This is a genomic window from Blastocatellia bacterium (assembly GCA_035573895.1).
Taxonomy (GTDB): Bacteria; Acidobacteriota; Blastocatellia; order HR10; family HR10; genus DATLZR01.
In genome coordinates, this window is record DATLZR010000168.1 from 1 (window position 1) to 26614 (window position 26614).

Annotated in this window: 20 protein-coding genes, 4 tRNA genes and 1 pseudogene; 10 read left to right on the plus strand and 15 right to left on the minus strand. The window is 57.1% G+C overall.

Going from position 1 to position 26614, the window contains the following annotated elements:
• The 5 genes from VNM72_14750 to VNM72_14770 all read right to left on the minus strand — a co-directional run.
• Positions 1 to 140 (minus strand): GTP-binding protein (locus tag VNM72_14750; protein HXF06657.1); only part of this gene is annotated, 140 nt, incomplete at its 3' end.
• 28 nt (positions 141 to 168) lie between these two features.
• Positions 169 to 244, minus strand: a tRNA-Thr gene (locus tag VNM72_14755).
• An 11-nt stretch (positions 245 to 255) separates the two neighbouring features.
• A tRNA-Gly gene (locus VNM72_14760) sits at positions 256 to 330 on the minus strand.
• Positions 331 to 334: 4 nt separating this feature from the next.
• Positions 335 to 424, minus strand: a tRNA-Tyr gene (locus VNM72_14765).
• Between the two features lie 108 nt (positions 425 to 532).
• Positions 533 to 608: transfer RNA gene (locus VNM72_14770), tRNA-Thr, on the minus strand.
• 407 nt (positions 609 to 1015) lie between these two features.
• Here VNM72_14770 and VNM72_14775 point away from each other — a divergent pair.
• From VNM72_14775 to VNM72_14785, 3 genes are all read left to right on the plus strand, one after another.
• On the plus strand, positions 1016 to 2242 hold the full coding sequence (locus VNM72_14775) for an ABC transporter permease (GenBank protein ID HXF06658.1): 1227 nt from the start codon (positions 1016 to 1018) through the stop codon (positions 2240 to 2242).
• On the plus strand, positions 2239 to 3483 hold the full coding sequence (locus VNM72_14780; GenBank protein HXF06659.1) for an ABC transporter permease: 1245 nt from the start codon (positions 2239 to 2241) through the stop codon (positions 3481 to 3483). The genes VNM72_14775 and VNM72_14780 overlap by 4 nt, the downstream gene beginning before the upstream one ends.
• Positions 3484 to 3562: 79 nt before the next feature.
• Complete coding sequence (locus VNM72_14785; GenBank protein ID HXF06660.1) at positions 3563 to 4504, plus strand: serine hydrolase; 942 nt, start codon at positions 3563 to 3565, stop codon at positions 4502 to 4504.
• 1553 nt (positions 4505 to 6057) lie between these two features.
• Here the strand turns inward: VNM72_14785 and VNM72_14790 are convergent.
• The 9 genes and pseudogenes from VNM72_14790 to VNM72_14830 all read right to left on the minus strand — a co-directional run bounded on the left by VNM72_14790 (position 6058) and on the right by VNM72_14830 (position 14375).
• The gene (locus tag VNM72_14790) at positions 6058 to 7266 is read right to left on the minus strand and encodes a kelch repeat-containing protein (GenBank protein ID HXF06661.1); all 1209 of its coding nucleotides are present in this window, start codon (positions 7264 to 7266) and stop codon (positions 6058 to 6060) included.
• A 1088-nt stretch (positions 7267 to 8354) separates the two neighbouring features.
• Positions 8355 to 8585: a hypothetical protein gene (locus tag VNM72_14795; GenBank protein HXF06662.1), complete on the minus strand. Its 231-nt coding sequence runs from the start codon at positions 8583 to 8585 to the stop codon at positions 8355 to 8357.
• 35 nt (positions 8586 to 8620) lie between these two features.
• Entirely contained in the window at positions 8621 to 8806 is a 186-nt protein-coding gene (locus VNM72_14800) for a toxin-antitoxin (TA) system antitoxin (protein HXF06663.1), read from the minus strand.
• Positions 8807 to 8919: 113 nt separating this feature from the next.
• Positions 8920 to 9291 carry a hypothetical protein gene (locus VNM72_14805; GenBank protein HXF06664.1) on the minus strand — a complete coding sequence of 124 codons (372 nt, stop codon included), beginning with the start codon at positions 9289 to 9291 and terminating at the stop codon, positions 8920 to 8922.
• Positions 9288 to 10151 carry a ParA family protein gene (locus tag VNM72_14810; protein HXF06665.1) on the minus strand — a complete coding sequence of 288 codons (864 nt, stop codon included), beginning with the start codon at positions 10149 to 10151 and terminating at the stop codon, positions 9288 to 9290. The genes VNM72_14805 and VNM72_14810 overlap by 4 nt, the downstream gene beginning before the upstream one ends.
• A 123-nt stretch (positions 10152 to 10274) precedes the next feature.
• Positions 10275 to 11306 carry a hypothetical protein gene (locus VNM72_14815; GenBank protein ID HXF06666.1) on the minus strand — a complete coding sequence of 344 codons (1032 nt, stop codon included), beginning with the start codon at positions 11304 to 11306 and terminating at the stop codon, positions 10275 to 10277.
• 987 nt (positions 11307 to 12293) lie between these two features.
• Positions 12294 to 13145, minus strand: a complete 852-nt coding sequence (locus VNM72_14820; protein ID HXF06667.1) for an aldo/keto reductase — start codon at positions 13143 to 13145, stop codon at positions 12294 to 12296.
• A gap of 118 nt (positions 13146 to 13263) precedes the next feature.
• A pseudogene (locus tag VNM72_14825) lies at positions 13264 to 13699 on the minus strand (IS5 family transposase).
• A 274-nt stretch (positions 13700 to 13973) separates the two neighbouring features.
• A complete protein-coding gene (locus VNM72_14830) occupies positions 13974 to 14375 on the minus strand; it encodes an ester cyclase (GenBank protein ID HXF06668.1) in 402 nt (133 codons plus the stop codon).
• 1153 nt (positions 14376 to 15528) lie between these two features.
• Here VNM72_14830 and VNM72_14835 point away from each other — a divergent pair.
• Together VNM72_14835 and VNM72_14840 are read left to right on the plus strand one after the other, a co-directional pair.
• Positions 15529 to 17565: a sodium-translocating pyrophosphatase gene (locus VNM72_14835; protein HXF06669.1), complete on the plus strand. Its 2037-nt coding sequence runs from the start codon at positions 15529 to 15531 to the stop codon at positions 17563 to 17565.
• Positions 17566 to 17958: 393 nt separating this feature from the next.
• On the plus strand, positions 17959 to 18384 hold the full coding sequence (locus VNM72_14840; protein ID HXF06670.1) for a 3D domain-containing protein: 426 nt from the start codon (positions 17959 to 17961) through the stop codon (positions 18382 to 18384).
• Positions 18385 to 18857: 473 nt separating this feature from the next.
• Here VNM72_14840 and nrdD read toward each other — a convergent pair whose 3' ends face one another.
• On the minus strand, positions 18858 to 20957 hold the full coding sequence (gene nrdD / locus VNM72_14845; protein HXF06671.1) for an anaerobic ribonucleoside-triphosphate reductase: 2100 nt from the start codon (positions 20955 to 20957) through the stop codon (positions 18858 to 18860).
• A 178-nt stretch (positions 20958 to 21135) separates the two neighbouring features.
• Between nrdD and gltX the strand changes: the two genes are divergently transcribed.
• From gltX to VNM72_14870, 5 genes are all read left to right on the plus strand, one after another.
• The gene (gene gltX / locus VNM72_14850) at positions 21136 to 22653 is read left to right on the plus strand and encodes a glutamate--tRNA ligase (GenBank protein HXF06672.1); all 1518 of its coding nucleotides are present in this window, start codon (positions 21136 to 21138) and stop codon (positions 22651 to 22653) included.
• Between the two features lie 12 nt (positions 22654 to 22665).
• Positions 22666 to 23373, plus strand: a complete 708-nt coding sequence (locus VNM72_14855; protein ID HXF06673.1) for a hypothetical protein — start codon at positions 22666 to 22668, stop codon at positions 23371 to 23373.
• A 216-nt stretch (positions 23374 to 23589) separates the two neighbouring features.
• Positions 23590 to 24105 (plus strand): MarR family transcriptional regulator, encoded by a 516-nt coding sequence (locus VNM72_14860; protein HXF06674.1) that lies wholly within the window; start codon positions 23590 to 23592, stop codon positions 24103 to 24105.
• Positions 24068 to 24934 carry an arsenite methyltransferase gene (gene arsM / locus VNM72_14865; GenBank protein HXF06675.1) on the plus strand — a complete coding sequence of 289 codons (867 nt, stop codon included), beginning with the start codon at positions 24068 to 24070 and terminating at the stop codon, positions 24932 to 24934. Before VNM72_14860 ends, arsM begins: the two co-directional genes overlap by 38 nt.
• A 133-nt stretch (positions 24935 to 25067) precedes the next feature.
• The gene (locus tag VNM72_14870) at positions 25068 to 26165 is read left to right on the plus strand and encodes an amino acid dehydrogenase (protein HXF06676.1); all 1098 of its coding nucleotides are present in this window, start codon (positions 25068 to 25070) and stop codon (positions 26163 to 26165) included.
• The last annotated feature ends 449 nt before the right edge of the window (positions 26166 to 26614 follow it).

The window sequence follows — 26614 nt, forward strand, 5'->3', positions numbered from 1 at the left end:
TCCCTCACCACCACCCTCGGATTCCGACTGTGCAACACCTTCGTGATCGCACTGGTCAACGTCGTCTTCCCATGATCTATATGCCCTATCGTCCCCACATTCACATGCGGCTTGGTCCGCTCAAATCTCTCCTTGGCCATAATCAATATCTCCTTTTGAAGGAATGGCTGGAGCCGACGACCGGGATTGAACCGGTGACCCCCACCTTACCAAGGTGGTGCTCTACCTCCTGAGCTACGTCGGCTCAAGATATATTGGAGCGGGCGACGGGATTCGAACCCGCAACACCGAGCTTGGAAGGCTCGTGCGCTACCATTGCGCTACGCCCGCCCGCTGGTGCAGGGGGTAGGATTCGAACCTACGTAGGGCGTGAAAGCCCGCTGGGTTTACAGCCCAGTGCCTTTAGCCGCTCGACCACCCCTGCCCGCACCATGAGATGAGTAACCCGGGATAATCGGAGGAGAGGAAACCTATGGTTTCTCCCGCGCTCCCGATCACCCATCGTCGTCCTGTCAAAGATCAGTGCTTTTACTGGAGCCGGTGAAGGGATTCGAACCCCCGACCTATCGCTTACAAGGCGATTGCTCTACCAGCTGAGCTACACCGGCTCACCTTTTCGGCCCACCGTCATCATCACACCACCCGTTTCACAGGAGCCGTCGTCCCCCTTGGCGGGCTTGCTGATCCCTCCGAGGGCAAACGGACACCGTGATGACAAAACTGCCTGTTAGACAAAACCTAAATAATAACAAAATTCTTTCCGGGCGCAAGTCGTCGCATGAAGAAATCTGAGGACCAGCCGAACCCCAAAAGAGAGGGAACGCTTGCGGGCCCTTCTCCGTTTTTTCTGTCTATGGTCGGGCGGCAGACTGTTCAAGCACTGGCAGGTGAGAGATTCACTCACAGAGCAGCGCCGCCAGTACGCCCGCCCCGACTCGCGCGCAACCGGGATGCAGCGGGAGAGCGCGTCGGTTCCTTTGGACGAAACCGTCGCTCGATGATATAGTACTCGCGTATGAATCCGATAGAGGCGATGAAAATCGCCCTCGATGCCATCTGGGCACACAAGCTGAGGAGTTTCCTCACTCTGCTGGGCATCATCATCGGCGTGGCCGCGGTGATCCTTGTCGTCATGGGCGTCGAAGGGTTCAATGCCTATTTTAACGAGCGCGTCGCCGATCTCGGCTCGAATGCCTTTTACGTGAGCAAATTCGGAATGATCACCAGCTGGGATGACTTCCTCAAGCAAAGCCGACGGAATAAAGATGTGACCTTCGACGATGTCGAGGCGATTCTCAATAACCCGCGCCGACGCTACGTGCGTGATGCCGCTGCCGAGGTGAGCACCATCGGTCAGGTGAAGTTCGGGGCGCAGACGCTTCAGGATGTGCGGATTTACGGCGTCACCCATAACATGATCGAAATTGACAAAAAGGAGGTGGCCGAGGGGCGCTATATCTCCCGGGAGGAAGAAGAACGCAGCCGATTTGTCTGCTTCATCGGGTGGGACGTGGCGAAGGAATTTTTTGAATCCGTTGACCCGCTCGATAAAGAGATCAAGATCGCCGGACTGCCGTTTCGCGTCGTGGGAGTCGGCCAGGAACAGGGCACAGTCTTCGGTCTGCCGCGCGATAATTACGTCATCATCCCCATCACCACATTTCAGAAGGTCTTCAGCACGCGGCGTTCGATCGGCATCCGCGTCTCGGCCACGGGACCGCTCGACATCAACAATGCGGTAGATGAAGTACGAGTCGTTCTGCGGAGTCGCCGCCACCTCAGCTACTCGGAGGAGGACAACTTCGGGATTTTGACTTCGGAAGGGCTCATGAGCTTCCGCGATAAAATGGTGGGGACCATTCAGATGGCGACCATTGGTGTGGCCTCGATCGCCCTTTTGGTGGGCGGAATCGTCATCATGAATATCATGCTCGTCTCGGTCACCGAGCGCACCCGCGAAGTCGGCATTCGAAAATCCATCGGCGCGCGACGTCAGGACATCCTGCTGCAATTCCTCTACGAATCCATCACGCTCGCCCTGATTGGAGGGAGTTTGGGAATTCTACTGGCCTACGGGGTGGGGAAACTGGTCTCCAGCCTTCTTCACCTGCCGCTGGAGCTGCCGCTGGGATGGACGCTGGCGGCCGTGCTGATTTCAGCCGGCGTGGGGTTGTTCTCGGGCGTCTATCCGGCATATAAGGCCGCGACGCTCGATCCGGTCGAAGCGCTGAGAGCAGAATGAAGGGACAGGAACTTCAGGAAAGCATCAAGATGGCGCTGGCCACGCTCCTGGCGCACAAGCTGCGAGCGGCCCTGACGATTCTCGGCGTTGTCATCGGCGTGATGACGGTTATGGCCATCGCCTCGGTCGTCGCCGGTATTCAGACACAGTTCAGTCAGCTCATTGACGCTTTTGGAACGCGCACGCTCTTCATCTTCCGATTCGAGCCGGGTATTCGTCTGGGGCGCATTTCCGCCGAGGAGCGTCAACGTCCGCCCCTGAGTTACGAAGATGCGATCGCCATCGCCCAGTCCTGTCCCTCGGTCGAGGTAGCCGTTCCCATCATCGGGCCGCCTCCGGACAGCCGTCCGGTGGTTCGCTATCGCGATCAAGAACTCTACACCGCCGAAATTCGGGGGACCCTCCCTCAAATCGAGCGGATCACGACCATTCATATTGCTCAGGGGCGCTTCTTCACCGAACTGGAAAACACCCATCGTCAGGAAGTGTGCGTCATCGGCTCAGCTATCGCCGATAAACTCTTCCCCACGTTGAATCCTCTGGGGAAGACGCTGCAGATCGGAGCGCGCCAGTTCACCATCGTCGGGGTGATGGAGAAGCGGGAAAATATCTTCGCCGGCAGCGATGAAGGGGGCGAGAACAGTCTCATCTATGTTCCCTACGAAACGCTCAAGAAACTCTATCCTCAACTCCGGGATCACTTCATCATGGCGCAGGCGGCTCCCGGTCGCATGGATCAGGCCATTGACGAGATCACGAATTTGCTCCGCCGACGGCGAGGCGTCCCTTACGACAAGCCCAATAACTTTGGCATCTCGACGCCCGATGCCCTGCGACGACAGTTCAACCAGATGACCGTGGCCATCTTCGCTCTCATGTTCGCCATTTCGAGCGTGGCACTTGTGGTGGGAGGCATCGGCGTGATGAATATCATGCTCGTATCGGTCACGGAACGGACGCGGGAGATCGGCATTCGCAAGGCCATTGGAGCACGCCGCCGCGACATCACCTGGCAATTTCTCATCGAGGCGATGATGCTCACGGCCATCGGAGGCGTGATCGGTGTGCTCGGCGGATGGGGATTGAGCGAGCTGGTGAAGCTGCTTCTGCCCACCTACATGCCGCTGTGGGCACCGGTGGCCGGACTGACCGTTTCCATCAGTGTGGGACTCTTCTTCGGCCTGTGGCCGGCCATGAAAGCCGCCCGGCTCGATCCCGTCGAAGCCCTGCGCTACGAATAGAGCCATCTCCTGAGCCGGGAGATCTCGTGCGCCACACTGGACGACCCGATCCGCGGGACCCGAAAAACCATCGGAGGCAATGATGCGCAGAGAGATTCTCCTGATCTCCTCCACGGTTCAAAGGCGCGCTTGCGTTGTTGCCCTGCTGCTTGTGGGACTCCCCCTTCAGCCGGAAAATGTGAAAATCATCCGCGAGAAGACCGAAGCGCGATTGCGGGAGATCGCAGCCAGCACGCGTGGAGCGGTGGGACTGACCGTCGTGGACCTGACCAGTGGCGAGCGATTCGGCATCAATGAGAATCTCCTTTTCCCCCAGGGGAGCGCGATTAAGATCCCCATCCTGATGGAAGTTTATAAGCAAGCCCATGAGGGGAGATTCCGGCTGACGGATCGGCGGCGCATTGAGAAGGCAAGCATCGTGGGAGGGAGCGGCATCCTCAAGGAATTCGGCGAAGGACTGTCCGAGTTGAGCATTTACGATCTGTGCGTGCTGATGATCGTGCTGAGCGATAACACGGCGACCAATATGCTCATTGATCTGGTCGGGATGGAGAACGTCAACCGGACGATGGCTTCGCTGGGGCTGGTGCGGACGCGGCTGCAACGGAAGATGATTGACACGGCAGCTTCCGCCCGGGGCGAGGAGAATCTCTCGACGCCTGCCGAAGCGGCTCGCCTCATGGAGATCCTCTATCGCGGTGAGTTCATTCGTCGCGATATCTGTGAGGAGATCCTGGCCATTTTGAAAAAGCCCAAGCGAACGGCGCTGAGTTCAGGACTTCCCCCGGAGGTGCCGATCGCCTCAAAGCCCGGCGGGATTGCGGGAGTTTCCACCGAGTGGGCCATCGTCTATCTCCCTAACCGCCCTTACGTGATCGTCGTGATGGAGAACTATGGGATGCAAGAGGAGGCATCCACGGCTTTTCGCGACATCTCTCGAACCGTGTACGACTATTTCTGGCGGTTGGCTCGAGCGACCCGCTACGGCACCTATGTGAACCCTCCTTCCCAGAGGGGCTGAACCGCTGGCCCGCGCCTTGCTGAGAATCTGCAGGAGCGGCCTAATACCAATTGCCTTTTGAAAAACCCTCATAAATTGCCCACAACTGGTTACGGGATCGGGACCTGTACACCTCTTCCGCAATCCGCAATGGGTATGACCCACAGGCTCAACAGCGGCGAGCTTCGCTCTCACACGGCGCCAGCTCTACCTGATCCGTATATCTTCCGCCACCTCATGCACGGGGAAGCTCTGGCTCTCTGAGCAGCCACTTGGGGGTTTCTGAAACTACTCGGTGGTGAGACACACTTAAAACAACGACACCCAAGTGATCTCACCGACCGAGAAGAGGAGCACCTCAAGGCACGATCCCGAAGGAAAAACCCGGATCGGCGTTCCTGATAGTTGTTCTTTCTAATCATGTGCATGAGGCTCAAGTCCAGCGGCAGCGCGCAGCGCCTTCCGCTCCAAGCCATTGTTAGGCTGGCGCGGGTTGCTCTTCAATATCTACATATTCGCTGGTCGTGGGCTGACAAGGAGAAAGACCTTCCTTCCCCGTACCTTTCAGATGTGATTCGATAGCCCTGCGGATCAACTCAGGGCCTCCCTTTTGTTCTCGGCGGGAGTCGGGGGCAGAGGCGCCAATAATTTTTTTCGCAACTGCGATGTATCGCACTCCTCTTTTTGTCTGAGTCCAGCTCGTTTCAAAATACTCTTGAGTGTGGCCGGTGATAGGCTCAGTCCCGGCTTACCGGCCCAGCGACAGTTCCCGGCTTAATCGGCCGTCTGAAATTGGCGGTGGCGGGCCCTTGTCCTCACAAGATACAATTCATCCTTTTCAAGCGTTTTGTCCTTTTACTGAGACCAAAGAATCGCTCCTCTTTTTTTGCCTCTACAAGTCAACCAGCCCCTAACGGCTACTTTGACCGGCCGCGGCAAGCGATTGCGAGCCAGCGGTCCGGTCCAATGTGATGTTAGACATCGGGCCACCGACGAACCACGTCGCCCTGCCACGGGGATTCAGGCCATCCCTCCCTGCCGCGTGCCACATGAACTTCGTTCAGATACGCGATAACGACTCCCCCCTCATAGCCGAGTTCACGTAGAACGCAGCCGAGGACGGTACCGGTGCAACCCCGGCCACCATAGCAGGGGACGACAACGCCCCGGCCAGATCGGAGAGATTGGATTGTGGTACGTACCGCCCCACGGAGATAAGACCAACCTTACGCTGTGGATTGCGAGGCGGCCCGCCGCCTACTAGGTCTTCAAGATGTTCCGCAAAGATCGTTGCCAGCGGTGATGGGTTCTGGCTGCAGGGATGTAGAGAAACAAGACAGGAGAAACCGCTCTCGTAAATAGCTGCCCATGGCCAATTCGGACGGGGAAGTCTCATTCCCGCAAGAGGAGCCGGTGCCTTCAGGACCCAATAGAGATCGCCTGGAACGTGAAGACCGACGACTTGTGGTCCTTGGTTAGCTGGAATCAGCATACCATAGCTCCCGATGTTTACCCCCTGAGTTAAGCCGACTTGCGTGGCGGAGCAGATTCGGCTTGAACGAATTGGTTAGGCATCAGTTCCGACTGCCAGTATTTATGCGACGGACCAGCCACGCCTGTGCGGTCGGCCGGATGTCGTTGTCATAGCCGCCACTAACAAGCACTGTCGAGTTTGGCAGGAGAACAGCCGAACTGAAGGCGAGGCGACTGCCAATACGTCCACTTGCCCTGGTAAATGTTGACATGCCGGGTGTCCACACCTCGACATCGTTAGCGTCTCCCGCAACAACTACCTCCCCCGACGGCAGGACGGTCGCCGCATCAACTATCTTGTACCGCGGTGTCAACAGCGCGGGTCCTGATGAAAATTGTCCCGTTCGGGGATCAAAGATCTCTGTTTGTGCGATACGAGACCGCTCATCACAATCATTTGATCCGCCGATCACCATTACCCGCCCATCCTTGAGTAGTACAGCGCCATGCTTGCATCTAGCCTGCCGCATTGACCCTGTCACCGTAAATGTCCTTGTGCCCGGGTCGAAAATCTCGGCGGAACTGGTCGCTTGGTTGCGCCCACGTTGCCCGCCAACAACCAGTACACGCCCGTCGTTCAAGCGAACTGCGGCATGGTGGGCTCTGGCCTCATGCATGAGGCCTGCCGGTATGAACTGGCCCTTCTCTTGATCAAAAACCTCTGCTTGGCGGACGGGGTGATTGGTGGCCGTCGCTCCGCCAACGATCAGTACTGACCCATCCGGCAGAGATGTTGCCGTTGCATCCATTCGCGGTGTCGCCATCGGCTTCGTAGGCAGGAACGAGCGAGTTGGCGGGTCAAAGATCTCGGCGGAAGAGGTCGTAGCATCTCCAGTCCATCCTCCGGCGACCAAGACTCTACCGTCCTTCAATAGCGCCGCAACGTGAGACACCCGCGGGACATGCATGGGTTGTGTTACTACCGAAGTCGCCTTGTTGAGGTAGAGCAGCTCAGCAGACCGCTCAACCGGACTGCACCCGACACCACTGCATCCGCCGGTCACCAGAACAGAATTTGAACTAATGACCGTAACCTTATGGGCCGCGCGAGGTCTCGAAAGACCGGCAGTCGGTTGAACGGTCCATCCGCCTGTCGGCGTTACAGCGTGATCAAAGGGCACCATAAACAAAATTACACAGCCTGGGATGGCGAAAATAAGCAAGCTAGTTTTCATGAGTGTTTTCATGATTCTCTCCTTTTGCGTTTTGCCGAAAATAAGCAAGCTGGCTTTCATGAGCGTGCGAGTCATGCGCATTGCTGCCTAACGATGTGCCGATAACCTGCGGGCGCCGCAGGCGACCATCAGGCTCATCGGTTTGTTAGGCGACCGCACCGAGCCTCTGACCTGCCCATTGCAAGCTGCGCCACGCTTGGATCACTACTGCCAAGCACCAGACTCCAACAAACGGACCGACATCGAGGTAACCGGCCCCGGCGGGCAGTACTGGGAATGGAATAAGGTTCAACACAATGACCAGTGCCCCAAGGACGAAGCCAGAAGCAGCGAACGGCCAACGGAACCGCGGATGTCTCGTCACAGCATAGGCAAAGAAGAGCGTTCCCAGTCCATTATAAATGTCCCACGCCACATCGAGCCCGAGCCAAATGCTGACAGGTTTTCGCATGGATTCAGGCGCATATTGCTTTGCAGCGCGTTGGACCAGGGCCATCGCAGAGAAGAGGCATCCTGGCAAGACATTGTGGATCGAACCTAGGACAGCAGCTACAGAGCGCCCATTCAAGTGGAGGAGAAAGTGCAGACCGATGCTACTGATACAGATCGCTGGACCCAGGAACGCAGCAACAGCCGCCTTCGCTCGGGGAGGCGATGGTGCAAATGTGCGAGTTAGATAGAGAATACATGCACAGAGCCCTGCCACAATTGCTGTCTTTATCCAGTGGCGTTCATAGGCACTTCCCTTGAAGATACCCTGGGAGCGCCCGCCTCCGGCGTGCTCGTTAAGCTGGCTCCATACGGGCGCTCCCCGATTTTCCTCGCACATGACCAACGTCCAGTTCACGAGTGATTCCTGCGAACTCATTTATCTTTCCAGACTGATTACGACTCCTCGACTGTGGAAGTTGATGGCTAACGCTCGCGCTTCAGCCGCAAGCAGCCCAAGCGCAGCGACGGAAAGCCTGTCGGGTGCATGCGCTGGTTAGCCACTGCTCCATTTCACCAACACAATCACCAAACCACCCGAACAGCATACTTGGCAATACTTGGATCCCTGCTTACCAGCATATCTTCTTCAACCTAGCTTGTCCAACTAGCAAACGGTCGAAAGGGTCTTTGTGATAGGCAGGCAAGTTCTCCTGTACCAGCGCAGGCACTAATCAACAGGCAATATCTGGATGCTGTTGGTTTGTCGTTGAGTTTCGACAACCTCTTTCAAGGGCAAGGCTAGCCTGAGTTTTAGTAGGTGAAGTTTGATTTGAACTTCCCAAATGCTGACTCGGCTTAGCAACAAAACATTCTTCTTGACAGAGTGCCATGGCCTGCAGCGAGAGTTTGGCCGGTTCACTATCCCACCAGATAAATGTGCGCGTATGCAGCAACAGTTTCATGCGTTGCCCGTCAGAATTCATCGGGTAATCTTTCGTCAAACTCCGGCCTGGTCCAGACTCGCCCCCGCGCGCAAACCTGCTACACGACCCGAGACAGGCACCAGACGAGCGACAGGCGTCGTGCCATCGGTGAGAATCCACTCGACCCCTGAAGCAATCTGGGAGAGCAATTCTTGTAAGCGTGCTTGAGCTTCCTTCACGTCAATTTCTTTGGGACCCATAGAACTTTCTCCTTATGAACCGATTCGCGTCATGTTTGGCTGGCTAACAACACAGCGGATAAGCTGTCCGGGCGTTAAGCACCGGGACAGCTCCATCCGCGGGTTAGGGGGCATTATGTTGCTTTCTGAGTTATGGCTTTACGCTGAGCCATCCACTGCAAGACTACATCCACAACCCTAGCCTTAGATACCTTCGTTATGTCCACAGGCAAGTTGTTGGCTCTGCAAAAAGCCTTTAGATAGGTTTTGCTTTTACTTTGGATGAACCTTTCCACAACCCCCGAATTCGAGGAAATGAAATCTTGATACAGTCTATCATACTCTGACCGAAGTTCTGCGTCAGGCGGCAAGGCTTCTTTTGATTGCCGTAATTTTGTCTGTCTCGGCTTATTCTCTTTGCTCAGGGCTTCCAACTCGCCTTTTATCTCGGTAAGAAGTTCTTCTACTTGTTCTATTTTCTTTTTGATGGTTTCAAGTCTATTCATTGATTCAAAACCCTTTCAACGTTTCGCCATAAATCTGCAAAGTGCTCTTCAAAATCACGGGGGAAGGCCCGTCCCGGTATCGCGCGCTTGATATCAACCCTTTCGGGAATGAACGAGTCCCAAGTCTCTATATACACCCCATCTCTACGCTTATCATCACAAACCACTTTTGATTCCCTCCAGTATCCTTCCGTTTCTCGTGTAAGCCTTCCTCCGTACAACTTGGCCTTATTCATAAAAACAGCAATTTTGGGATCGGGCCATGGCTGTATTCGGTAGCGAAGACCATCTATCATCAAACCAATGCCACGTGAGGCAAAAACATCGGGATTGACAGGGATAAGAATAAGGCTTGAACAACTCAGCACTGAATAAGAAAGGGCGGTAAAGTTTGGAGGGCAATCGAAGAAGACATAGTCGTAATCAAATTTCTTCGAATGTTCAATCTTTCCAAGCAAAGCCCTGATAAAGTGTTTGACTTTCTCTCTGTCAAAAACCTCAAGTTCGAGCCAATATAGATCAACCACCGACGGTACAAAATGAAGGTTGGGGCTCATTGGGTAGATGAAGGACGCATCAATCGGAAAATCGAAATACCCACCTTCCATCTTGTCATACTTCTCAAGGGCATCCAGGATGGTTTTTTTCTTCTTTCTATGCTTGTTTTCATACCAGCTTTCGAACTCCCCGTACATAGCACCGCTCTCTTGCAGTTGTACGGCGAGCGTGAGGCTCATCTGAGCATCTGTGTCTACAACCAAGACCTTCCTGCCTTTTTCTGCTGCATATTTAGCAAGAAGCCAAGTTACCGTTGTTTTGCCAACACCACCTTTGAAGTTGATAGTTGCGATCCCCTTCATTCGTTGCCTCCCGTGACCGTTGGAGACGATGTAGCACTGCTGCCTAACGCTCGGTATCAGCCGCGCCGCCACCAGGTGTCAGCCTGCATACCGTTGTTAACGGTCTCGTTCAATCCCCCCTCCTCATTGGACTTCAAGTAGGGTGCCGCTCAGACCGCAATACTCCAAGAGCTTCCTTGCGTTGGCGATACAACCAGGAGTACTGTAGTGGGTCTCAATGAACAATCCGTTACTGAGCTTCTTGGGTGCACGAAAGTCATCACCGTAACGGTGCTTTGGTTCGATATTCACGAGGTAGCGTTTGCGGCCTGAAATCATGGGACAGTTTTCCCTGCGCAATTTGCCTTTCTTGATCAACCACTCTGCTGTGTTCACCAAGATGTCGTAAGAATTCCTCACAGTAAAAGTGTCACGCTCGATCCTCATCGTCCTTGGGCACTGGCTGGGTGGAATTTCTATAGGGGCGAGTGGATGCTCTGGCTGAGGCGAGATGACCTCGTTCAGCCTTTCCAGAATGAAGTCCTCAGCTTCTTCAGGTGTAATATCGCAGTCCGGATGGGCCTCTTTGGCGATGGTCAGAAACACAGGAACTATGCCCTTCGTCAAACTCAGGGGATCTTCTAGTAACGACTCCCACACCTCGTCGAGCATTCCGAGTTTCGTTAGCAGCCTATCAATGCTATTGATGTTCGTGATTGACACAGTGTTCAGTTTTCTGACAATAGCGTTCATGTCGTCGTGTTCAATATCTATTTTCCAAACGATTCGTTCGGCCATCGGCGTTCCTTCCTGGAATGCACGGAAAAGGATCCAAACTGCACCGTTCGTGAGAATCCCATATGACACCCCCTGATTGAAGCAGTACTTCGCTAACTGGCCGAGTACTTGTCTTTCCTCAACATCAATAGACATCTTCTTCGCCTCGACGAACAGAACCTTCTTACCGTCCAACAACAAGCTGTAGTCGGGTACTCCCTCCTCCGCAGAGACGTTTGGTCGCACTTTGTCTGGGTCTTCCGTATCCCATCCGAGGCCTCTCAGAATCGGGTCAATGACTTGATTCCTCGTGGCCGTCTCGTTTTGCTCGTAGAACGACCGGTGTGCTCGAATTCGTGTGGTTACTCGCTGGATCAATTCTGAGAGTTCAAGCATCATCGCCTCCAGAGTCTATCCCGATGACCTGTGTTAGGCAGTTGGCGTGGATTGTTCTTCGGTATCGAAATATTCACTGGTCGTCGGCTGACGAAGGGGAAGATCTTCTTCCCTCGTATCTTCATCTTCCCGATGTAATTCGATAGCTTCACGAATCAACCTCAGGACCTCTCTTTTGACCTCGGCGACCGCGACACAACCCGAAGTCTGGGACACGGGGGCCAATAAATTTTTTCTCCCTCCTCCACAACCGCGACGCATTGCATCTTACACCCCTATTTCTGTCCGAGTCCAGCTTGTCTCAAAAAATGCTCTTGAGTGTTTGCCCGGTGGTAGGTTCAGTCTCAGCTTACCCTCCACAGTAACAGTTCCGGGCTTAATCGGCTGTCTGAAATTGGCGGGGCTGCCTTTCCAAGCATCTTGATGACAGCCCCTACCTTTACTCCGAACGAAGAATAGCTCCTTTTTTTTACCTCCGCAAGTGAACCAACCCGCTTAACGCTCGCGCTTCAGCCGCAAGCGGAGCATGTCGGATGGAAGCGCTTGTTGGGCGCCAGCGTCACCCTGGGGATGTTGCCGAACGCCCGCCTTTTCGAGGAATAGTAACAACTCTTCCACAAGCCTGTCTGCTCTTCTCTCCGGCTTCACCACGAGTTGCATCTGTGCTCATCGCCGCGTACTTGATCCAAAGGCGCGAGTTTCGGTAATCGGTAACTACCTGCCAAGCCTCAAAGTCTCGGTAGACACAGTTCGCCAATCCGGGACCGATACACACTTCGAGGAGCATCTTTGCGAAAACGTCTCAAGCTCTCCGAGTTCATCTTTCATCGGTTTGCATCTACCCGACATCTATGCACTGACACATGGCTTCCTAACGGCCTGCGCTTCATCTGCGCCGCCGGAGCGCAGCGGCCGGCGTCAGATGCAAGCCCGTGTTAGCTCGGCTTAGAGGCGAAACCCCATACAGATAACAGGCGGGTGGCATCGCGATTAAACGTCGAGTTCCCTGTTACCCAACCACTTCACTATTTCAGGATCTCGATGATCAAAGAAACAACTTCTTTTTGTGTCCAGGGTCGCAATGGCCGCCATTTCTTCGGCACTTAACTCAAAGTCGAACACGCTGATATTTTCTATCATCCTTTCTTTGCGGGTTGTTTTTGGGATAGCAACGATTCCTCTTTGCAAAAGCCAGCGGAGAATGACTTGAGCGACGCTTTTTTCATGCTTTGCGGCAATTGAACGGAGTAACTCGTTCTGAAAAATATTATTCCTTCCTTCTGCAAATGGAGCCCATGCCTCAACTTGAATGCCGTTATCTCGGAGAAATTTGTGGGCATCAATCTGCTGATGGAAGGGGTTCACTTCGATCTGATTTACCGCGGGCGGTATGTCGTTATGAATCATCGAGTCCATTATTCGGTCAGGAGGAAAGTTTGAAACCCCAATGGCTCTGACCTTGCCTTGTTGATAAAGCTGTTCCATGGCACGCCATTCGCCATAAACATCGCCAAACGGTTGATGGATCAGATACAGGTCAACGTAATCTAGTTGCAATCGCTTCAGGGATCTTTCAAAAGCTTTTATTGTGCCGTCATAGCCATTTCTCTGAATCCAAAGTTTTGTAGTGATAAACAGCTCTTCCCTTGGAACGCCACTTTGTTTGATACCCCTGCCAACCGCCTCTTCATTCTGGTAAGAAGCGGCAGTGTCAATCAGCCTGTATCCCGTTTGAATAGCCTCAATCACGCACCTCTCGCATTCGGTCAGATCAGTTATCTGAAAAACGCCGAAGCCCAGGATGGGCATTTCAACGCCATTGTTCAATTTTACAGTCTGCATAATCCCCTCCAAGGTCGTGCTGTATACGTGCCACCAAGATTGGTGCGCTAACGACCCGGCTCACCTGGCGCTGTGAAGCGCAGTGGAGCGGCATCAGGTGAGCGCCTTGCCAACTGTGGTCGTAGCGGCTTGCAACTGCCACGACCGCCGCCAGCGAACTCCCTGCCCCTCGGTCAACAAGCTACGCTTGGTGCCCTTCTTGCCCCGATCGGTGGGATTTGACTCCGTCTCTTCCTGCTCCAAAGGAGCCTTGCTCATGGCGCCGTCCACGACTTGCCATTCCCACTCCAGGCCCACCTGCTGATCGTAGACCAAGAGCCTAGCCCGCCACAACGGCTTGAAGACCCCGGCCTGGCACCACTCTTGAAAACGGTCGTGTACCGTGCTGGTAGCTCCCAGACTGCGCGGCAGCGCTTTCCACTGACGTCCGGTGCGCAGCACATAGTAAATGGCATCCATCGCTTGACCATCCGGCACGCATGGCCGTCCCCCTTGGGACCAGACTCCTGATGTGGCACCAGTGGCTCGATCTGGCTCCAAAGCGCGTCAGAGATGCGCCATCCACCGCAGGCTGATCAGTATCCTGTCATCTCCTCCATTGCACATGCCTAGTAGAGGAATATTGTACCCGATCAGAGGTCTTCGGATAGGCTCTGAGATAAGCGCCCAACGGCAGGGGGATAATCCGCGCGGTCACAGCCAGGCACGCCACGTGAACCAGAACAACACAAATGACCAACTGCCGTGCGTTGACGTGCGCGCAGCGCGGTCGGCTTCATTCCCGTGTTGGGCCGCCTCTTGATCTATTTGCTGCGCTTCCGGTTACCTTCACGAACGAGGAATTAGCCCTAACTGTTTCGCCATCGTCGCAGAGTCATAATACAACCGTGCCCGCCGAATCACGCCCCCTTCGACATCGTAGATTGCACACATTGGGATCTCGACGCGCTTGTTTGTAGGAGGCATGCCCATCAGGGAACCTGTATTAACGCCATGGAAGGTGAACTCCAGGACGATGGACTTGTCATCTGCGACAAGATTGCGGACTTCCGCGCGGGCTTCGGAGAATGCCGTGTGGTAGAACATGTCAAGCATTGCACTGATGGCCTCGCGCCCGCGTAGAGGTTCGACCTGACTGAAATCCTGAAATGTTGCGTCCTCTGCCATGAACTTGGGATCGTGATTGGCCAAGTAGGCCTGGACTACTTTGATGTTGTCTTGTGCTGACATTTTCTTCTCCTTTCAGGGTTGAACTGTGATTGGTTTCCGCATCAATACCGAGACCGCCCTTGCACGTGTTAGTGGGGCGTTGGGTGAATCACTTTCACTTACAGCGGATGAGCGTTTACCACCTCCTTAGACGATGAGGCTCTCCAGGGTGGCCGAGTACGGTACAGGTAATCATAGTGCTCAAGGTCTATCCGGGGCTATGCTGTCAACGATATCCTACGCTGACGCGCGCATCCATTGTGACAGAGCAGCCCAACGGGCGCGAGTTGAGCGGCTCCCCCGACGAGCATCGAAGCTCGTGGCTTTCGACGCGAGGAGTGGGGCGAAGCCGCGAAGCGGAGTCCGCTCCAACCGAGCGGTTGGCGCTTGCCGTGAAGATGAATCGTTTGATCCAGGCCACGTAAGCTTCTTTTGCTCTGAGGCTATAAGGCCTCACCCGGATTGCCTGACGCACCTCATCCGGGAGTTTGGGCTTACGTGCGCCGGCAGATTCTGACCAAAAAAGCAGGGCTGACCGCAGGCTGCCAACCGTTCCTTGGCGATGCCGACTCACGGGAGTTGAACCTTTTCAGCATCAGGCTCTCCATGGAGATGTATTCCCCTCACTGCAACCTCAATCAACCTACGCTTCCTAAAGGCGGCGAGAGTTTACACCGATGGCGACCTTCGGTCAAGTTAATGTTGGCCTTGGCCCCGTGAGCCCTGACGGATAGCTGTTGGTCTCTCGCGCGATAATGCCCCGGCAGAAGTGGACAGGCACAAGAGGAGCAGCCGATCAGGTGGATGAGAAGAGTCGCGGAGTGAGGGCAAAAATGGCGTTCGGGAGAACCGCCCGTGAAGTGTGGGACCGTTTCAACTTCAGAAAATTTCGGTTCATGTCTAAACAGGTCTGCAGTTCCAAGGATCTCATCACCGTTCTGACGTTGCCGCACCAGTTCTAGACCTGAACCCAAAGTTCTCACTCAATATTGGGGTTTCGGAGCACTTCGGCATCTCAATATCTCGTGGCCTGAAATTAACGGCGCCATCTGTGAAACGATGACGAGATGTGGCGAGCTTGAAAACGCAGGAGGGCTATGCTAGAGTGTGGCCTCACTGGCGTGAGGACCACGAGGGAAATTATCACAGCAACAAGGCATGTGAGAGGAGTGTGATGGATTCCGCCCTGATTTTGGCATCAGCCTTTCTGGGAGTTATCGGGCTCAGTTTCGCCGGGTTAACCTATTGGCAGGTCCTGCGCTATCCGGCCGGCGAAGGACTGATGATCGAAATCTCCAACGCCATTCACGAAGGGGCGATGGTCTTTCTCAAGCGCGAGTATAAGATTCTCGCGCTTTTCATCGTGGCTGTGGCCGTGGCCCTGTCCATTGGCCTTCCCGAGGGGAATAAAACGGCACTGTCCTTTATTGGGGGAGCGCTCTGTTCACTGCTGGCAGGTTTCTTCGGCATGAAGGCGGCGACGCGGGCCAATGTGCGCACAGCCGAAGCCGCCCGGCGTCACGGTCAACGCGCTGCCTTAATGGTGGCCTTCAACGGTGGATCGGTGATGGGAATGTCGGTGGCCAGTCTGGGATTGCTCGGCGTCGGCATTTTGCTCTACATCTATTTGCGCGTGCTGGCGTTCCCCCCGGAGAAAGTCGCTGCCATCATCAGCGGCTATGCGATGGGGGCCAGCTCCATCGCCCTGTTTGCCCGCGTGGGCGGAGGCATTTATACAAAGACGGCCGACGTGGGGGCTGATCTCGTTGGCAAAGTGGAAGCGGGAATTCCTGAAGATGATCCGCGCAATCCGGCCACCATTGCCGATAATGTCGGCGACAATGTGGGTGATGTGGCAGGAATGGGAGCCGACCTGTTTGAATCCTATGTCGGATCCATCGTGGCCACGATTGCGATTGCGGCGACGGCGTGGCTTCCGGGAGATCGCTTCTCCTGGATGGTGTTGCCGCTTCTGGTAGCAGCCATCGGCACATTGAGTTCGCTCGTCAGCCTGATGGCGGTCAAACTCCTGAGAAAGGCCGAACCGGCGACGGTTCTCAAAGCGGCCACCGTGATGGCGACTGTCCTCATGCTTGGGGGATCGCTGCTGGCCGTCATTCTCCTCGATCTCGATCTGCCGCAAAGCCCCGTCTATTACGGTCCGTTTTGGGCGATCCTCAGCGGGGCGATCTCCGGACTGCTGATCGGATATATCAGCGAGTACTATACCTCGAAGAGACCGATTCTGGAGATTGCCCGGGCGGCTACGACCGGACCGGCGACGAATGTGATCACCGGCATCGCCGTGGGGATGAAATCCACCATCCTGCCGGTTCTGGGCATTTGCTTGGCCGTGCTGGTGGCGCACCAGGTCGCCGGGCTCTATGGCATTGGTATTTCGGCCGTCGGCATGTTGGCCACGACGGGCTTGATCATGTCGGTGGATGCCTATGGACCGATTGCCGATAATGCCGGGGGAATTTCGGAGATGAGTCGGTTGGGACATGAGACGCGCAAGATTACTGACAGTCTAGATGCACTGGGCAATACGACGGCGGCTGTCGGGAAGGGATTCGCCATCGGCTCGGCGGCGCTCACGGCGTTGGCGCTGTTTTCCGCCTACAAAAGTGCGACCCAGCTACCCAGCATTGATCTCACCGATGCCCGCGTCGTCATCGGTCTTTTTATCGGAGGCACGATCCCCTTCTTCATCGCCGCCTCAACGATGTCGTCGGTGGGCCGCGCCGCGTTCAAAATGGTGGAGGAAGTCCGCCGCCAGTTTCGTGAAATCCGGGGACTCATGGAGGGTAAAGCCAAGCCGGATACGGCACGCTGCGTTGACATCTCGACGGCAGCAGCGCTCAAGGAGATGATCGCCCCCGGTCTGACGGCTGTTTTTGTCCCGGTTGTCGTCGGATTCCTTCTCGGGAAAGAAGCCCTTGGCGGCGTTCTGGCCGGAGCCACCCTCGCCGGTGTGATGCTGGCCCTGCTCATGGCCAACGCTGGCGGCGCCTGGGATAACGCCAAGAAGCACATTGAAAAGGGAAACTTCGGCGGCAAAGGCAGCGACGCTCACAAAGCCGCCGTCATCGGCGATACTGTTGGGGATCCCTTCAAGGATACCGCCGGGCCGTCAATGAATATCCTCATCAAGCTGATGTCCATCGTGAGTCTGGTCATCGCGCCCGTGCTCGGCGCAGGAGTCTTCTGAGGCAGGAGTGCGCATGAGATAGAGAACACACGCGGTCCGCACGTCCTTTCAGGGCACGCTCTCGTTTTTCGTACTTCGCGTCAGAGGGAGAAGGAGTGTTTTTGCCTCGGTGAGGGAGGGGGCGGCTCCTGTCTGTTCCGCGCGTGAATGAGAGGGAGGAGAAAAATGAGGATGTGTTGTCAGAATCGGAAAAATTCACAAGGCGTGGCGAGTCTTTCCTCGCTCCTGGCACTGTGGTCGTTGCTCAGCTTCCTTGTTGTTCATTTTTCTCTGCCTCCGCGGGCTGGATTATCCCGCTCCTCACCAGCAGAGACGGTGCTCCGGCGTGAGAGGCCCCAATCGAATGTCAGCAATCCAGCAGAGGAACTTGAGCGAGATCCATCCCATGTTGCTTTGACGGCACGTCCGAGAGGGAATGACACGGCCTCCCCTCATGAACCGTCGAGCACTCGCATTTTTCTGGCGACGGCCTATTGTTTGCCGGGACGGACAGCGTCGGGTTCGCCGGTTGGCCCCGGTGTGATCGCCGCCGATCCCGAAGTGCTGCCTCTCGGCTCGATTGTGCGTCTGGTTGCGGGGCGCTATTCCGGCACCTATACGGTTCTCGATACGGGAGCCAAAGTGCGCGGACACATGGTGGATATTTGGATGCCGAGCAAGGAGGAAGCTCGGCGTTTCGGCGTTCGCCGGGTCAAGCTCCAGGTCCTCCGGCACGGTTGGAAAGGGTCATCTCGCGGAGGCACCATCCCCTTCAGAAAAAACTCCTCCCGAGCGCAGGCTGTGACTGGTTCAACGCTCCGGCAAAGAGGGGCGCGCTGAAACTGGTTGTGGCCTGGCGAGAGTACCGTTGTTTGTTCTCAGACGTTGTGCTCCGCTAGTCTGTCCCGAGCTTCCTCATGGAAACATCACTGCGCATCTATCCGCAGCATCCGAGCCCGCGCAAGCGGGCAGTTCGAATCTAGCCTGGGGTGAACGCACGCGAACCCAGGACAGGCGACGCCTCAAAATTTTCTCCAGGCCCGCGGGACGCGGGCACACCCCTGGGAGGGCAGCGGTACCGTCTCATTCGCCCATGTGAGCAGTTGAACCAGGGATGTAATTTCTGCTGAGTCCGGGAGTGTTTAGGAAGTGGCGATCAAGATCGGTATTGGAAAGCTGACTCCACCCCGCCTTTGGTCCTGAACAACGGGTCATCAATCGGATCCACTTACTGCCCAATACGTTCAGGCATCGTGACCTCGTCAGCCAGCCCCGATGCCACCATGAAGACCTCTATGGCTCGGCTTCCCGCTTCAGTCGAAGTTTTCATCCACCCGATACCGATCGCGCAACTGAGCGATCAGGCCTCGATTCCATCCCGACACCCTACTGAAGTGATGAGCGCTGATGGCCAGACCATCCACGCGAGAGGACCGGCAGTGGGGACAGGGACTGTGAAGCCCTCGTATCGTCTGACCGCACTCCAGGCAAAGGGTGAACTCCGGCGCGGGAAGAAGCGACGCGCAGTGTGTCTGGTAAAAGGCGCGCGTGAGCAGCAACGTCATCGGAGCCGGATCGGTCGCCCGATCTCCCAGCCAGATCGGCGTCGTCACCCGATAACACCCCAGGTGGTGAAGAAGTCCCTCGATGCGCACCCGCTCCAGTGCGCTGGTCGGTGCTGCGGGAAGAACCTTCAGGGGATTGGTGTAGTAGACGTCCCCCGTCGCCGCGTCCCCGGAGACAACGCGGCTGGCCTGATCCGCCTCGCGCGAGCGAAGATCGAGACGGGCAAACCGATGCGCCGTCAGCTCATCATCGGAATCGGCGAGAACGAATCGGACGTTGTGCTTGAGGCTCAACCGCTCCGTCTCGTGAACGAGATGACCGAGGATGCGCAGGGCGAGGTCCACCGCTCGATCGGATTCGTGGAGATGTTTCTCGCCCAGGGCGGTCACCAGTTCGTCCAGTCCAATCGGGCAGATGAGGTGAGTCGTCCAGGCCAGTTTGAGGAAAGTAGCCTCCGAGCGGCGCAGCGCCAGCAAGGCGAGCGGGCCGTTTTCTCCCAGCGCCATCAGCTTTTCCAGGAAGACGCGCCGTTCCAGATGCGCCTGGGCGGCGACTTCCAACAGCTCCGTCAGCGATTGCAATACCGTCAACAGGTCGCCCTTGGCGCGATAGCCCAGGCGCGGGAGATTCAGGGCCACCGATTGCAATGACGCCGTGCGCCAGCGCCAGGTCTCCACCCGCTCATGGCTCGGTTCGAACATAACGCCGAATCGGGACCAGTAACTCAATCGTTCCTCCCGGTCGAAGACAAGGCGAAGACCTCCTTTGCTGACGGCGATCTGACCCACCAACTCCAGCAGAGGAGGAGCTGCCGGCGATGTCATCAACGAATCGGTGATATGAAGGATCAATCGGGGCGTGAGGAACGGACGGCCCGATCCGTCCCCCTCAAGATACACTTCCAGCAACTGGTGGAGAAATCGGCGGGCGGGGTCGGCATACTCGGCGTGTGTTTTTCCCGTCTCCTGACCGAGTGGACCGATGGCGGGGCGAGAGGCGAGATAGGGCGGCGCGTCCCAATCGAGATGGAGATCACAGGTGATGACCTGGCCGCCGCGCGCCACTGCCGGAGCCGACAGCTCGAAGACGAGGGCTTGTGCCAGTTGGCGCAGATCCCGATCATCACAGTCGGTGAGGAAAGGAGCCAGCGAAAAGTTCAAGCTGTCCCAGACGATCGGGCCGGACAAATAACCCTGCAAGGCCGCTGACATCTTCACGATATGGGCGATGAGCACTTCGGGATGGCGGGCCGGACGCGAGCTGGAGAAGTTGAAGGGCAGCGCCATGCCGTGCCGCTTGATGTAGTCAATCGAGCTGACCAGGGCATGGGGACGGTCAATGGCTCCGATGCCCTGGATGTGAATGTCACCCGTCAGATGAGCATCGGCCACGCGATCGGAAAAGACCGACAGGATGGCGTACTCGCGCTTGATCGCCTCGGCCAGCGTCAAACTCGTCCCCTCCGGCCCGTGCGGATGCGCCCCGGCCTCTCGCGCCGCTTGACGAATAATGCGGTCGGCATCATAGAGGGGAACGCCCAGCCGGGAGTGCGCCCGATGAGCTTTTTCCAGGCCGTACTCGATGAGTTTGGCGTCTACCAGCTCGCGGATGAGCGAGGAACTCAAGGCGCGAATTCCCGACCGGATGATCAACTGTTTGATCTCCTGGCTGATGCGGGTCGCCATCTCGACGTCGAGTCGCGCCTCTCGCACCAGCGCATCAATGATATGCTGGGGATCAAACCGAACGAGATGCTCATCCGACCGTCGGACGTAGAGTTCAACTTCAGCTCCCGAAAGCTCATCCGTCACCGGCGGCTCCTCACTGTACCACCTTTGCTTTTCCATCGTGCGTCCGTGTGATGGCGATACGGTACATCAAAATCTTTTTCCGTTCAAGCGGGCTCCGAGTATAATAGGCAAGCGACGATGAGCGAAAGAGGGACCGGAAGTGCAACAACCGGGAACGAGCAAGTGGAATCATTGCTTGGATTTTAACCGCGAGACGGAAGCCGCATAGCTTATCATGACAGTTCGAGTCCGATTTGCCCCAAGCCCCACCGGTCATTTGCACGTCGGCAACGTGCGGACGGCTTTGTTCAACTGGCTCTTTGCCCGCCAGCAGGGGGGACGTTTCATCCTGCGGATCGAGGACACCGATCTTGAACGGTCGCGTCGGGAGTACGAGGAGCAGATGCTCCAAGACCTGAGGTGGCTGGGGCTGGACTGGGATGAGGGACCGGACGTGGGCGGCGACTATGGCCCCTATCGCCAGAGCGAGCGCCTGGATATCTATCGCCACTACGCGCGTCAGCTTCTGGAGGGCGGCTGGGCCTACCCCTGCTTCTGCACGGAAGAGGAACTCGAGCGGGAACGCGAGCGCGCCGTGGCCGAACACCGACCGTATGTTTACTCCGGGCGTTGTCGCCATCTGCCGGCGGAGGATGTGGCGCGTCGCCTCCACGCACGCGTACCCCATACGATCCGCTTCCGCGTGCGCCCGGGGCTCATCATCTGGGATGATCTCGTGCGGGAACGGGTGCAATGGGAGGCAGCCCTCATCGGTGATTTCGTCATCCTCAAATCCGACGGATGGCCGGTCTATAACTTCGCCGTGGTGGTGGATGATCTGCTCATGCGCATCACCCACGTCATTCGCGGCGACGGTCATCTGCCGAACACACCGCGCCAGCTTCTCCTCTACGAAGCTCTGGGGGCGACACCTCCGCTGTTTGCTCACCTCTCGACAATTCTCGGACCGGACGGAACCAAGCTCTCGAAACGGCATGGGGCGACCTCGCTCGGCGAATTCCGCGAGCGCGGGTATCTGCCCGACGCCCTCTTTAACTTTCTCGCCTTGCTCGGATGGGCTCCTCCCGAGGGCCAGGGCGAAGTTCTCTCGCGGGAAGACCTGCTGGCGCTCTTTCGCCTGGAGCGCGTCTCCAGGGCTCCGGCGATCTTCGACGTCACCAAGCTCAATTGGATGAACCGGACCTATCTCAAGGCTATGCCGCGAGAGAGAGTCGTCCAGTCCGCTCTGGTCTATCTGCAGAAGGCCGGTCGCCTCGGTTCGGAACACGACGAGCGCCTGCGCGCCTGGCTGGAGCGCGTCGTTGATGCCGTCTTCACTCATCTGGAGACGCTCTCGGACATCGTCGAGCAGACGAGCATTATTTTCGACTACGATCTGGAAGCCGCTCGTGCCTATCCCGAGGTGGCACATCTGCTCCAGGATAGGGAGGCCCTCGATGCCCTGCGGGTGCTTGATGCGGAACTGGCGCGGGAGACCACCATCACCAGGGAAACCTTCCGTGCTGCGTGTGCCCGCGTCTCCCAGCGTACTGGCCGAAAGGGACGGGCGCTCTTCCATCCCATTCGTCTGGCGCTCACGGCTCGTCCGTCCGGCCCGGAACTGGATAAGCTGGTCCCGATCTACGAAGAGGGTTCGCGGTTGACTCTACCTCGACCTGTGCTGTCGGTTCGGGCGCGTCTCCAGCGATTCCTCCAGTGGGCCACGCACGCACCGGCTCCCGGTATCGAGTAGGGAGGAGTTTCGATGGATGCGGAACGTCTCTTCTTCCGTATCAATGGCCTCTTTTGCTTCGCCGTCGCGATTGACTTCCTCTGGAATGCCGGTCTCCTGTTGCGATCCTCGGCGAGAATTGATCCGCAGGCCGCCGGGAACCTCGATCAATTCCTGCAATCTTACCTCCGTGATCTGGCGGGCGGAGCCCCGTATCTGCTTTCGCTCGTCCATTATCTTCCGGCGATGATGATGATCTCGCTCATGCTGGCCTTTTACCTCTATCTGCACCGGCGCTCGCGGCCGCTGTCGCTTCTGGCCCTTATCTTCGGTCTCGTGCTCAGCGGGATGCTGATCGTGCGCCAGTTTTCCGCCGGTCAACTGGCACAACTGGCCGTCAGATTCATCGGCGAGCCCGATCCCACGTCGCGCGTGGCCGTCTTCAAAGAGGCGAGCACGCTCTACGGTCTCTACCTCGCTCACGGGTTGCTCGTCAACCGCGCCAGCATGGTCGCGTATGCCTTCATCGGCTGGCTCTTTCGCAAGAGCTACAGCTTCTACGAGGTGATCGTGGGAACAGCCTTCCTGGCCAGTTCCGGCGTCTTGTTCTTCCATGAGATTTCCCGGCGCTTGCTGGGAAGCGCGGGCGACTCCGCCACCTTCGCCATTCCCGCCATCGCCTTCGCCCTGGCTGGCGTCGTCCTGCTTCGCGTCCGCGGCCGAGGGGAAAGCGAGGACTGATCCCCCTCAAATCACCACAGACGCCCGGGGATCGTCTCGCCACTCCGCGTCCCTCTCCAGTCACCTGCAGTCACCCGCTACAAAGTACCGATCAACACAGTTCGTCTTCGGGGTGCCGCATTCTCTCGAAGTGCTTTGAAAGGGAGGAGGCTGAGGCCCTTGACAGGGACTGTGGGATCGGCAATATTTGGTTCCTACAAATATTAGAGAGGCGAAATGACATCGCGGGGGAATCGGTGGGTGGAGCAGATGCATCGCGTGATCCGCGAGCTGATCGCCAAGTACCAGTGTCTCGATCGGAACCAAATCTGTTGCTACGGGATCTCGGTGGCCCAGTGTTACGCCCTGCGGGCCATCGCCGAGAATCCCCGGATCACCATGAACCGGTTGGCCGATGCCGTGAGTCTCACCGTGAGTACCATCACGCGGATTGTGGATCAACTGGTGGAGAAAGGGCTGGCCCGACGGATACCGGATCCTCAGGATCGTCGCGTCTGCCGCGCCGAGCTAACCCCACGGGGCCGCGCTCTGCTCCAGCGCATCGAGCGCGAACTCCTGGAGATGGAAAGAGCGGTTCTCGCCCGGATGACGCCCGGCGAGCAGGCTGCTGTGGTTCGGGCGCTCCGCGAGCTTTCTCAAGCGGTGGATGAGTGGCGGTCTCTCGCCACCTCTCAGCCTCTGAAGGGAGGACGCCATGCCAGAAAACGAAAAATCGGAAAAGTTAAACGGTGAACAGATCAAAGCTGCCGTCAAACGCGCCTACGGCGAACGTGTCACCGGCTGTTGCTCTCCCTCGTCGGTGGTTCCTCTGGCCGGGACGAAAAAGAAATGGGTCAGCAGGCTCGGATACGCCCAACGGGATGTCGAACGGCTGCCCTCGTCCGCCGTCGAGTTTTCCTTCGGCTGCGGAAATCCGCTGGCCCTTGCCGATATATGGGAAGGAGCTGTCGTGCTCGATCTCGGATCGGGCGCGGGGATGGATTGCCTGTTGGCCGCGGAGAAAGTGGGACCGACGGGGAAAGTCATCGGCCTCGATATGACTCCGGCGATGATCGAGCGAGCCCGGGAAAACGCTCGCGCCGCCGGCGTGACCAATGTCGAATTCCGCCTCGGCGACGCCGAACAGATGCCCGTGGAAAGCGAGAGCGTGGATTGGGTCATCTCCAACTGCGTCATCAATCTCACTCCGAACAAGAGGAAGGTCTTCGCCGAAATTTATCGGGTCTTGAAACCCGGCGGTCGCGTCTCCATCAGCGATATTGTACTCGGCGAGCCCCTGCCCGAATCGGTTGCTCGCAATGTGACGGCCTGGGTGGGCTGCGTCGCCGGAGCCATCACCGAAGCCGAGTATCTTCGCGCTATGCGCGATGCCGGTTTAACCGGTGTCCGGGTTATCTCCCGATGGGTCTTGAGTCGTGATGAGCTTGGCGCTTTCCTCGCCGATTGCTCGGAGAATCTGGCACTCTCCGGGAACGCCGCGAAGGAACTGGACGCCGCTCTGGAGGCGGTGGAGGGAAACGTCTGGAGCGCCCGAATCGTGGCCGAGAAACCCATCCGCTGACGGGGATGTTTATCAAGCGTGGATTGCCCGTCCTGAAACGTTGAAATTCCGGGAGCGCACGCATCGTGCAATCTTAAACCGACGGGCGAGAAGCCTGCGCTCCCCCCGGGAGACTTTCCAGGAGAAAAAAGCGATGACTCTTCTTGAAGCGATGAGACAGCACGATTATGAAGAGGTGATTGCGCTGAACAACAACCGTTCGGGCCTGCGGGGATTCATCGTGATTCACGATACAACCCGGGGACCCGCTCTGGGAGGAATTCGCGTCTGGCGCTACGAGGATGAGGCGGAGGCGCTGGCCGATGGACTCCGATTAGCCCGCGCAATGACGTATAAAGCGGCACTGGCCGGACTCGACTGTGGAGGAGGGAAGGCGGTTGTCATCGAGCACCCGGAGATGCGACGGGAGGAGGCAATGCGGTTTCTCGGTCGCGTGGTGGAAAGCCTCCATGGGCGATTTCAAACGGGACGCGACCTGGGACTTACCGATCAGGACATCGCCGTGCTGCGTCAGGAGACCCGCTACATCGGCTGTGAAGGTGCCGAATCGGATGACTACACGGCCCTCGGCGTGATGTGTGGGATCCGTGCCTGTCTGGATCATCTTACCGGAGGGCAGCATACGCTCTCTGGTCTCCGGGTCGCCATTCAAGGACTCGGAGGAATTGGGTGGCGATTGGCTCAAGTGCTGCGCGATGCCGGCTGTCATCTCATTGTGACCGATATTGACCGGGAGAAGACGCACCGCGCCGAAAGCGAACTTGGGGCGACGGTCGTCTCGCCAGAGGAGATTTATTCGGTGGAGGCGGATGTCTTTTCGCCCTGCGCGGTGGGAGGTGTCATCACCCAAGCGACGCTGCCTCGTCTGCGAGTCCGCATCATCGCCGGATCGGCTAATAATGTTCTGGCCGACCCATCTCTGGGGTGGCATGTGCGCGAACGCGGCATCCTTTACGCCCCGGATTATCTGATCAACGCCGGGGCCCTCATTCACGGAGCCAATCTCTACCTTAAGGGGAAGAAGGACAATCGCGCCGAAGTCATGGAGATTTACGACCGCATGCGAGAGGTCCTTCGCCGGGCTGATGAGGAGAACCTTCCGACCAACGTCATCGCCGACCGATTGGCCGAGCAACGGGTGAAACCCTTCAAGACGTACCGCGACCTGTTCTGGAATTCACCGACACACGCTCAGGAGGTTAACGAGCCTACCCGAGGCTGCTGTGGTTGATGGCTCGATGACACAGGAGGATCGGCCCACTTTCAATAAGCGTTTCACACGATTTGTGACCTATCCAGAGCGGCAGAGTTCGGCCTCGCTCGCGCGGGAGCTGAACCCGACGAATTCGATTCCCCCGTTGAGGCATGCTCGATGGGCCTGCGGGGCGGTGTCCTGCTGCTGAGCCTTTTTCACCCGCTCCGGTGAAACCAGATGAGATGCCGCTCCTTCTCAGAGCACTTCCCGTGCCACTGCTACGGCCAACAAAAGGAGGGCGACAATCCAATAGACCCCAATCGCCGAGCTTTGGCTCCCGGTGCTTCTCGGCGAGCCGGTGAATCCTCCGAAGACCATGTCGCTCCCAAAAGCGACCAACCTTGCTTCATGTAGAGGCGAGCAGTTCCAACCCGTTCGGGTCCAGGAGACCACCCGGGAAGATGGGACAGGCTCAGGAGCCCTTG